This window comes from Devosia alba (genome assembly GCF_039938915.1).
Classification (GTDB): Bacteria; Pseudomonadota; Alphaproteobacteria; order Rhizobiales; family Devosiaceae; genus Devosia; species Devosia alba.
On sequence record NZ_JBDUUI010000178.1, the window covers coordinates 1 to 225 of the forward strand.

Annotated in this window: 1 protein-coding gene; it reads left to right on the forward strand. The window is 58.2% G+C overall.

The genetic code is table 11. The features are described from left to right. On the forward strand, window positions 1–225 hold a 225-nt coding region (locus tag ABFY71_RS19200; RefSeq protein WP_431021563.1), incomplete at both ends, for a hypothetical protein.

Consider the following 225-nt stretch of genomic DNA (forward strand, 5'->3'; position numbering starts at 1 on the left):
TTCCCGAAGCTCACGCTGCTTTGCTACCTGTTTATCGGCGCGGCGGTGGTGTTCCTGTTTTTCAGGAAGTTCCGGCAGGGCGGCGCTGCGATGTGCGGCGCGATACTTCTGTCGCTGCTGGTGGGAAATCTCCTGCTGAAAAACCTCGTCGCCAGGGACCGCCCCTGTTGGATAGACCCGGGTTTTTTACAGCTCCTGGTATCGGTGCCTAAGGACTTCTCGTTC